Raw genomic sequence first — 7,595 nt, 5'->3', positions numbered from 1 at the left:
GACGGCCCCGACCCGCTGCCCGTCGAAAACGGCGTGGACGAGCTGCACGACACGCCTAGCATCGAGGCTGACCCGGATGCGGCCGTCACCGAGCGGCACCAGATGCGCGATACGCTGCCGCACGTCGAAATCGGCGTGCCCAGCTTCGAGGGCATCGAGCCTGCGCCGCGCCCCACGCCGCAGGCCGCGTTCGCCAAAATTCCCAGTTTGGCCAGCAAGCTGCCCAGCCTCAAGAACATGGGCGCGCGTGCAGCCGCCGGCCCAGCGGCAACAGCCGCGGCCGAACCGGTAACAACTTCCGGCCCTCAAGCGCCCACCGACCCCGCCGTGTTGCAACGCGTATGGAAGGAGCTGGCTGAGGAACGTCGCGCCCAGGACCGCATGAGCGAATTCTGGGTGCTGAATCGGCCCGTGACAGCCAATGAGGAGCACGTCATCGAACTGGCCGTGGACAACCCCATTCAGGTCGACCAGTTCAACGAGATGCGCGTGGAATTTCTGGCCGAGCTGCGCCGCCGCACTGGCAATTTCCGGCTCAACGTGCAGCCCTTTGTGACCGAAGCTGCGCCCACTGCTCGCAAGCTCTACACCACATCCGACAAGTTTGAGTACTTAGCCGAGCGATTCCCGGCTCTGCGCGAAGCCAAGCAGCGGCTGGGACTGGAAAACGAGTTCTAGCGGTAGTCCATTATTCTCTTAGTAGCACCCTCTAAGAAAAGGGCCTGCCGAGGATGTGGCCGACGCCGAAGTGAAAAGCAAGAACAGCCTAGGGCATCGCGCCAGGCTGTTCTTGCTTTTATCAATCAGTCTTAACGGGTATTTTCTATCCGTGGAAGAAAAGGCAGGGGAGTGCACGCAACCGCAAACGTTTGGGGAAAAGCACGGCACCAAACTTCTGGCCCTTCTAGGACTGGTACAACCTTGCAAGATAACACGAAATTTTGTTTTTTATTCCCCTATCAGCCAGCTACCTTTGTTTTTTGAATCCCTTACCGCACCCGCCCGCGCCCTTCGTGAAAAAGAATTTTCTGCTGTTGATTCCGGCCCTGGCGGTGTTGGGTGTTGCCACGCAATGTCAATCGAGTAAGCCGGTTGCAACTGCCACGGCGGCGCCCGTCGCCGCAACTGCCGCTGCCCCGGCACCCAAAGAATACCGCTACGAATCGGTGCCCGGCGACCCGCTGGGCGTCCGCATTTATAAGCTGGCTAACGGCCTGACCGTTTACCTGTCCGACTACAAAGACGCGCCGCGCATCCAGACCTACCTGGCCGTGCGCGCTGGCTCCAAGAACGACCCGGCCGACGCCACCGGCCTCGCCCACTACCTCGAGCACATGGTGTTCAAGGGCACCTCGCAGCTGGGCACCCAGGACTGGGCCAAGGAAAAGGTAGAGCTCGATAAGATTGAGGCGCTGTACGAAGTGTACCGCGGCCAGCGCAACGACCCCGCCGCCCGCAAGCGCACCTACCACCAGATTGACTCCATCTCGGGCGTGGCCGCGCGCTACGCCGTGCCCAACGAGTACGACAAGGTGATGGGCGCCATCGGCGCGAAAGGCTCGAACGCCCACACCTCGAACGAGGAGACGGTGTATCAGGAAGACATCCCGAGCAACCAACTCGAGAAGTGGGCCGCCATTCAGGCCGAGCGCCTGCGCGAGATGGTGCCGCGCCTGTTCCACACCGAGCTGGAGGCCGTGTACGAGGAGAAAAACCGCGGGCTCGACTCCGACTTCAACAAGGAGTTTGAGGCGCTGAACGCGGCGCTCTACCCCACGCACCCCTACGGCACGCAGACGACCATCGGCACGATTGAGCACCTGCAAAACCCGTCTATTACGGAGATTAAGAAGTATTTCGGGGAGTATTACGTGCCGAACAACGTGGCGCTGTGCCTGAGCGGGGACCTGGATTTTGACCAGACCATCCGCGTTATCGATAAGTATTTCGGCGCGATGCCGAGCAAGCCGGTGCCGGCCTTCAACGCGCCGGTGGAAGCGCCGCTCACGGCCCCGATTACCAAGGAAATCCTCGGGCCGCAGTCGGAAAACGTGATGCTGGGCTTCCGCCTGCCGGGCAAGGCCAGCAAGGACGGCGTGCGCTTGCGCATGCTCGATAAAATCCTGACCAACGGTCAGGCCGGCCTCATCGACCTCGACCTGAACCAGCAGCAGAAAGTGCTGGAAGCCGCCTCGTTCACCGACCTGAACGATGACTATTCCACCCACGTCATCTACGGCACGCCGCGCCAGGGGCAGAAGCTGGAAGATGTGCGTGCCCTGTTGCTCGGCGAGCTGGCTAAGGTGAAAGCCGGCAACTTCCCCGACTGGCTGATTCCGGCCATCATCAACAACGAGAAGCTGACCCGCACCAAGAGCTACGAAAGCAACGAGGCCCGCGCCAGCGCCATGTACGAGGCTTTCATCGAGCGCATCGACTGGAAGGACTACCTGCAGCAGCAGGACGATTTCGGCAAGCTGACCAAGGCTGAAATCGTGAAGTTCGCCAACGACAACTACGGCCCGAACTTCGTGACCGTGTTCAAGCGCACCGGCACCGACCCCAACAAGGTGAAGGTGGTGAAGCCCGCTATCACGCCCGTGCCGGCCAACCGCGACGCGGCCTCGGCCTACTACAAGCAGCTCACGGCCATGCCGAGCACCGAGCTGACGCCTGTGTTCGTCGACTACAAAAAGGACATTCAGGAAACCGAAATTAAGCCCGGCCTGCCGCTGTACTACACGCACAACGCCGAAAACGGCCTGTTCAACCTGTACTACGTGTTCGACCTGGGCAACAACCAGGACCCGCGCTGGGGCCTGGCCGCCGACTACCTGCAATACCTCGGCGCGGGCCAGTACTCGGCCGCCCAGCTGCAGCAGGAGTTCTACAAGCTGGGCTGCTCGTTCAGCGTGAACAGCGGGGCCGACCGCACCTTCGTCACCCTCAATGGCCTCGACGCCAACCTGGAGCCCGCCCTCAAGCTGTTTGAGCAGCTGCTGCACGCGCCCAAGCCCGATGCCGCCGCCCTCAAAAACATGGTGGCCGGCATCCTCAAGCAGCGCCAGGATGCCAAGCTCGAAAAGCGCGTGATTCTGAATCAGGCGATGGTGAACTACGTGAAGTACGGTCCGAAAAACCCCTTCACCAACATCCTGAGCGAGAAAGAGCTGAAGGCGCTGAAGCCGGAGCAGCTCACGAGTCTGGTGCAGAAGCTGACTTCGTACCAGCACCGGGTGCTGTACTACGGGCCGCGGCCTGCTACCGACGATGCCCCGGCTGTTGGAAAAGGAACTCCTACTGCTGAATCTCCAACTGGCGTGCGCTACCCGGGCTTGCTCTGGACGCTTCGCAACGGACATCAAACCCCCGCTAAGCTCACGCCCGCCCCGGCGGCCAAGGACTTCGCCGAGCAACCCCTGAAGGACAAAAAGGTCTATTGGGTTGACTACAACATGGTGCAGGCCGAAATCCTGTTCCTGACCAAGGGCGACCTGTACAGCAAGGACCTGGCGCCCACGGTGGCGCTCTACAACGAGTATTTCGGCGGCGGCATGGGCAGCATTGTGTTTCAGGATTTGCGCGAGAGCAAGGCGCTGGCCTACTCGGCCTACTCTGGCTACTCGAACGCCGACAAGCTGGGCCGCTCCAACTACAACCTAAGCTACATCGGCACCCAGAGCGACAAGCTGCCCGAGGCCATGGCCGGCATGGAAGCCCTCCTCACCGACATGCCCGTGGCCGAAGCCAACCTCGAAATCGCCAAAAACGCCATCCGCAACAGCATCAGCACCGAGCGCATCACCAAAGGCAATATCCTGATGAGCTATGAGCGCGCCAAGCGTCTGGGCCTGGACTACGACATCCGCCGCGACGTGTACGCCAGCACCCAGAAAATGACGTTCAGCGAGCTACAGAAATTTCAGCAGGCCAAGGTGCGCGGCCAGAACCAGGTTATTCTGGTCATCGGCTCGAAAGACCGGCTCAACTTCAAGGAGCTGGCCAAGTACGGGCAGGTGCAGCAGCTCACGCTGAAGGAGATTTTCGGGTACTAAACCAGCCCACCGATTGTCATGCTGAGCGCAGCGAAGCACCTTATCCTGCCTGCGCCCGGTTAAATTATACATACAAAGCCTGACGCGATAAGGTCCTTCGCTGCGCTCAGGATGACAGACTTACACAAACGACGATACCCCCATGCCAGAGCAAAAAATCACCATTAAAAACGGTAAGCTGACCGTTCCGGACAAACCCACTATTCCCTTCATCGAAGGCGACGGGATTGGACCGGATATCTGGCGCGCTTCCAAACTCGTCTTCGACGCAGCCGTGGAGAAGGCATACGGTGGCAAAAAGCAGCTGATGTGGAAGGAAGTGCTGGCCGGTGAGAAAGCCTACAAAGCCACCAACAACTGGCTGCCCAACGAAACCCTCGACGCTTTCCGCGACTACCTCGTGGGCATCAAAGGCCCCCTCACGACGCCCGTGGGCGGCGGCATCCGCTCCCTCAACGTGGCCCTGCGCCAGGAGCTCGACCTCTACGCCTGCGTGCGCCCCGTGCGCTACTACGACGGCGTGCCCTCGCCCGTGAAGCACCCGGAACTAACCGACATGGTCATCTTCCGCGAAAACACGGAGGACATCTACGCCGGCATCGAGTACATGAACGGCACGCCTCAGGCCCAGAAAATGCTCGAATTCCTGCAGGACGAGATGGGCGTGAAGAAAATCCGCTTCCCCGAGTCGTCCTCGTTCGGCATCAAGCCCGTGAGCAAGGAAGGCACCGAGCGCCTCGTGCGCGCCGCCATCAAGTACGCCCTCGACAACAAGAAGCCTTCGGTGACCATCGTGCACAAGGGCAACATCATGAAGTTCACCGAAGGCGCCTTCAAAACCTGGGGCTACGAGCTGGCCGAGAAGGAATTCGGCGCCAAGGTGTTCACCTGGGCCCAGTACGATAAAATCGTGGCCAAGCAGGGCGTGGCCGTGGCCGATGCCCTGCAGAAGCAGGCCGTGGAGCAGGGCAAGCTCATCGTGAAGGACAGCATCGCCGATGCCTTCCTGCAGCAGATTCTGCTGCGCCCCTCGGAGTACTCGGTGGTGGCCACCCTGAACCTGAACGGCGACTACATCTCCGACGCGCTGGCCGCCATCGTGGGCGGCATCGGCATCGCGCCGGGCGCCAACATCAACTACGTCACCGGCCACGCCATCTTCGAAGCCACCCACGGCACGGCGCCCAAATACGCCAACCAGGACAAGGTGAACCCCGGCTCGGTTATCCTCTCCGGCGTGATGATGCTGGAGTACATGGGCTGGAAAGAAGCCGCCGCCCTCATCAACAAAGGCCTCGAAGCCGCCATCGCCAGCAAGCGCGTCACCTACGATTTCGAACGCCAGATGGAAGGTGCCACCCTCCTCAAAACGAGCGAATTCGGCCAGGAGATTATCAAGAATATGTAGTAGCTTGGCCGCTGCCTAAGCACCAACAGAAACCCCCGCGTCGGCTTTGGCTGGCGCGGGGGTTTTGCGTTTAATCTTGACTAATGATGGTATTTAAAATTGTGTCCTTTTCACTATTGTGCTTATTAGCCCAAGGCAAACCTAAAACAGCACCAGTTCCAACGGACTTTGCTATTCGGGTGAGTTATGGAGATGACATAATAGATACTTTTCAGAATTTATATACGCGCAAGGGCGTGCCCAAAAAGCATTTGATTAACGAAGTGCCTGCATTAATCGACTCTACAGTTAGCTTCAGAATCAATTCCGCTGAAAAAGCGGCTATCTATAGTCAACTTACGAAAATGAGATATACAACTTATCCGAACCAACTGAAATCAAGGTGTGTGGAAATAGTAGAACCCGGCGTTTCCATTGTCATAACAGTACATGCCAAAAACGAAGAAACGATAATTAGCTACTATGATGATTGTATTAGCACACGAGACGAAAAGGCGATAAAAATAAAGAGCTTAGTTGCTTTGGTGAATAAAATTGCTAGAAGCCATGATGAGGTTAAGCGAATGCCAGCCTCACTGAATGTTGGGCTTTAATAAATTAGCTTTACATACTTGCACCTACTAATGGTCATCATCAAGCTACAGCCGTTGCGGGAGTTTCTTGAAGCGTACCCCGATGCTCGTGCCAGCCTCAGCCAGTGGATTGCGACCGTGGAGCAAGCCGATTGGGGAACGCCGAACGAGCTCAAAGCCGTTTACCCGAATGCCTCTCTGGTTGCTAACGACCGGGTGGTATTTAACATCAGCGGCAATAAGTACCGCTTAGTTGTTTTGATTATCTACCGCGTCCGCACCGTATTTATTCGCTTTATCGGCCCGCACAGCGCTTACGACAAACTTGATGTTGCCACCATTTAACTACCTTTCGTTATGCTAGCCATCCAAACCATTACCACCGTTTCGCCCATCCGCACCGATGCCGAGCTGGCGCAGGCCCACCTGCGGCTGGATGAGTTGATTGCCGTGAATGCCTACGATTCGCCCATTCAGGATGTGCGCGACGAGTTTGAGGTGTTAACCGCGCTGATTTACTATTACGAGCAGCGCACCCGCCGACCCGGAGAATTTGATTCAAACGCAGCAGCCTAAACACTGATTGCAATAACGAAAAAGGGCACCCACGCCAAGCGGGTGCCCTTTTTCATGCCTAATCCCAAAGCCTAGCCCGGCTGCGGGCCACCCGCCGGCGCATCAACGCCCTGCTCCTTGCGCACCTGCTTGCGCAGGTACTTTAGCGCGAGTGAGTAGCAGGTTGAGTTTGCCGATTCGCCGTCGAATGAAATAAATTATTCCAAATCGGCCGATTTGGAATAATTTATTTCAAGCCATTCAAAAGAGCGAACGAGCGGTTGCCATCACTTCAGGAGTGGCCGGAGTGGCCGAAGCCGCGCCGATGGACGGCTACTCCCCCGGCTTCAGCCGCTGAAACGCGTTGTTCAGCACTTCGGCCCAGGTGGGGTGGGCCAGAATCATGTTCTGCAAGTCCTGGTAGCGCAGCTTGCCCGCCATCGCCAGCTGGAACATGGTCATAATTTCGCCACCCTGCTCGCAGAATACGGCCGCGCCCAGCAGCCGGTCATCCTCGCCCACTAGCACCTCCACGAAGCCGTCGGTTTCGCCCGTCTGCACCGCCCGCCCAATGGTGCGGGCCGGCAGCCGGCTCACGCGGTAAGGAATGCCTTTTTCTTTGGCCTGGTTCTTCGAGAGGCCAATGCGGCCCAGCTGCGGCTCGGTGAACACCACGTAGGGCATGGGCCGGTGCTCGGTGGTGCGCTGGCTGCCGTGCAGCAGCGCATCGCGCACCACGCGGTAGTCGTCGTAGCTGATGTGGGTGAACTGCGGGCCGCCCTTCACGTCGCCCAGCGCATACACGCCGCGGGTGCCGGTTTGCAGGTGTTCGTTGACCTCGATGTAGCCCTTTTTGTCGAGGGTGATGTTGGTGTTTTCGAGACCCAGGTCGGCGGTGTTGGGGGTGCGGCCCACGGCCACCAGCAGGTGGCTGCCGCGCAGGCGGCGCTCGCCGTCCTTGGTATCTACCGTCAGGGTGAGGTGGCCGTCGGCGGCGCGGCTCAC

Annotated in this window: 7 protein-coding genes and 1 pseudogene; 7 read left to right on the top strand and 1 reads right to left on the bottom strand. The window is 58.9% G+C overall.

Annotated elements, in window-relative coordinates:
• The 7 genes and pseudogenes from ACYVDE_RS10455 to ACYVDE_RS10425 all read left to right on the top strand — a co-directional run.
• Positions 1-678, top strand: a pseudogene (locus tag ACYVDE_RS10455) (DNA polymerase III subunit gamma/tau); the annotation flags it as partial.
• A gap of 55 nt (positions 679-733) precedes the next feature.
• Positions 734-1,087: a hypothetical protein gene (locus tag ACYVDE_RS10450; RefSeq protein WP_460501455.1), complete on the top strand. Its 354-nt coding sequence runs from the start codon at positions 734-736 to the stop codon at positions 1,085-1,087.
• On the top strand, positions 1,014-4,055 hold the full coding sequence (locus ACYVDE_RS10445; protein WP_460501454.1) for a M16 family metallopeptidase: 3,042 nt from the start codon (positions 1,014-1,016) through the stop codon (positions 4,053-4,055). Before ACYVDE_RS10450 ends, ACYVDE_RS10445 begins: the two co-directional genes overlap by 74 nt.
• Before the next feature lie 142 nt (positions 4,056-4,197).
• On the top strand, positions 4,198-5,463 hold the full coding sequence (icd, locus tag ACYVDE_RS10440) for an isocitrate/isopropylmalate dehydrogenase family protein (protein WP_460501453.1): 1,266 nt from the start codon (positions 4,198-4,200) through the stop codon (positions 5,461-5,463).
• Positions 5,464-5,546: 83 nt separating this feature from the next.
• Positions 5,547-6,056, top strand: a complete 510-nt coding sequence (locus tag ACYVDE_RS10435) for a hypothetical protein (RefSeq protein ID WP_460501452.1) — start codon at positions 5,547-5,549, stop codon at positions 6,054-6,056.
• A 30-nt stretch (positions 6,057-6,086) separates the two neighbouring features.
• Positions 6,087-6,380: a type II toxin-antitoxin system HigB family toxin gene (locus ACYVDE_RS10430; protein ID WP_196294168.1), complete on the top strand. Its 294-nt coding sequence runs from the start codon at positions 6,087-6,089 to the stop codon at positions 6,378-6,380.
• Between the two features lie 12 nt (positions 6,381-6,392).
• Positions 6,393-6,611, top strand: coding sequence for a hypothetical protein (locus tag ACYVDE_RS10425; RefSeq protein WP_460501451.1), 219 nt, complete (start codon positions 6,393-6,395; stop codon positions 6,609-6,611).
• 312 nt (positions 6,612-6,923) lie between these two features.
• On the opposite strand, the gene ACYVDE_RS10420 is transcribed toward ACYVDE_RS10425, so the two are convergent.
• The coding region (locus ACYVDE_RS10420) for an FAD-dependent oxidoreductase (protein ID WP_460501450.1) at positions 6,924-7,595 on the bottom strand (672 nt) is incomplete at its 5' end.

The organism is Hymenobacter agri (assembly GCF_054778495.1).
Note: the sequence above shows the minus strand (reverse complement) of the source record. Positions and strands in the feature narration are given on the sequence as shown.

Coding starts and splice junctions, on each gene's coding strand:
- ACYVDE_RS10425 (WP_460501451.1), top strand. CDS start 6,393: ATGCTAGCCATCCAAACCATTACCACCGTTTCGCCCATCCGCACCGAT.
- ACYVDE_RS10435 (WP_460501452.1), top strand. CDS start 5,547: ATGATGGTATTTAAAATTGTGTCCTTTTCACTATTGTGCTTATTAGCC.
- icd (WP_460501453.1), top strand. CDS start 4,198: ATGCCAGAGCAAAAAATCACCATTAAAAACGGTAAGCTGACCGTTCCG.
- ACYVDE_RS10430 (WP_196294168.1), top strand. CDS start 6,087: ATGGTCATCATCAAGCTACAGCCGTTGCGGGAGTTTCTTGAAGCGTAC.